This window comes from Paenibacillus sp. BSR1-1, assembly GCF_030403775.1.
GTDB lineage: Bacteria > Bacillota > Bacilli > Bacillales > Cytobacillaceae > Neobacillus.
On sequence record NZ_JAQMWQ010000046.1, the window covers coordinates 1 to 1,747 of the forward strand.

A 1,747-nucleotide genomic window follows, 5' to 3' on the forward strand; every position below is an offset into this window, starting at 1 on the left:
CAAAAAGGACACAAACATAATACCAGGAGGCTATTTAAATGAATTATAACCAAAATGAAAAGATTGCTCAAATTACTTCTCAAACATTAATTATAGGTGTTGATATTGCTAAATACAAGCATGTGGCAAGAGCCCAGGACTTTAGAGGTTTAGAGTTTTCGGCACCCTTTTATTTTGAAAATACAAATTCGAGCTTTAACTGTTTCATAGAGTGGCTTAAAAAGTTGATGGATCAAAACAAAATGGAAAAAGTGATCGTAGGAATGGAGCCGACAGGTCATTATTGGCTCAATTTAGCTCATTTCCTTAAGGAACAAAATATTAAGTTTGTAGTCGTAAATCCTATGCATGTTAAGAAAAGTAAAGAGTTAGATGATAATTCTCCTACTAAAAATGATGTAAAGGATGCCAGAGTTATTGCACAGTTGGTTAAAGACGGGAGATATGCAGAACCTAATATTCCAAAAGGAGTTTATGCAGAACTTCGTGTGGCTCGAAAAATACGTGATCTCTTATCTGTTGACCTTCAAGCAGTTCAAGGACAAGTCCATAATTGGATAGACCGCTACTTTCCAGAATTCCTTACGGTATTTAAAGATTGGGAAGGTAAGTCGGCGATCCAATTATTAAAACTAAATTTATTGCCTCATGAGTTAGTGAACCTTTCGGAACAAGAAATATTAATACATCTTCGAAAAGCTGTTAAACGTGCAGTTGGACTCGGTAGAATAAAAGAACTAAAGCAGGTTGCCACTGATTCTATCGGAATTCGCGAAGGTTCGGGTATGGCTAAATTAGAGCTAAGCACGTTAATAGACAAATATGAGCTTATAAAGGAAAAGTTCGAAGAACTGGAATCTAATATAGATAAACTTCTTGAACAAATTCCTGGTGTTGAACAAATGTTGGCGATTAAAGGAATAGGGAAAGAAACGGTTGCAGGCTTTTATGCGGAGGTTGGAGACCTAGGCAATTACACCCACCCTAGACAGATTATTAAATTGGCTGGGCTGAGCCTGAAGGAAAATACATCAGGAAAGCACAAAGGACAAACCAAAATTACCAAGAGAGGAAGGAAGACTTTAAGAGCACTCCTCTTTCGGGTGGCAATGCCTTTGGTCGCTAAAAATAAAGCTTTTAAAGCATTACATGAGTATTTTACAAAACGCCCAAATAATCCATTAAAAAAGATGCAATCGTTGATTGCAATATGTAACAAGCTTATACGAATTCTGTTTACCATCGGTAAAAAGCAGTGTGAATTTAGTGAAGAACGTATGTTAAGGGACATTCCTCATATGGCGGAATTACAGATAGCAGCTTAAATTTCTTTTAGTGAAATTCATTAAATAGTAGTTTTATTGTTTTAGACATTTGAAGCACGGATTAGTCAGTAAATCAACTAAAATACGGGCAAGGACCCTGTCTGGCAGCATGACTGACATCCACCTCATGGAAAGGTTGGACGAAGGAATTTTGGAGCTTAGACTCTGTGAGAAATGGGAGGGTTAACCTCCATGAGAAATGTGGAGATCTACCAGTGCGACCATACTTTATCTAGTTATCCAACTTTTGGATAAGGTTGGTTTGTTTAACTATAAGTTTCTTTTTCACTTTGTTCCCAAAATTATCCTTTAGTACACTATAATTCCAATGTTCAATTGGACTTTAAAACAAACTACTACGAAATTTGGAGAAAACAAGAGAAATCGTGAGATTTTCCTTTCTATATAGAGGGAGGTTAGTT

The 1,747-nt window shown here is 36.3% G+C and carries 1 protein-coding gene; it reads left to right on the forward strand.

Going from position 1 to position 1,747, the window contains the following annotated elements; genetic code table 11:
* The first annotated feature begins 38 nt into the window (after nt 1–38).
* Complete coding sequence (locus PH210_RS29630; RefSeq protein WP_289990304.1) at nt 39–1,325, forward strand: IS110 family RNA-guided transposase; 1,287 nt, start codon at nt 39–41, stop codon at nt 1,323–1,325.
* The last annotated feature ends 422 nt before the right edge of the window (nt 1,326–1,747 follow it).

Excerpts from the sequence above, each read along its gene's own strand:
- PH210_RS29630 (WP_289990304.1), top strand. The coding sequence starts at position 39 with ATGAATTATAACCAAAATGAAAAGATTGCTCAAATTACTTCTCAAACA.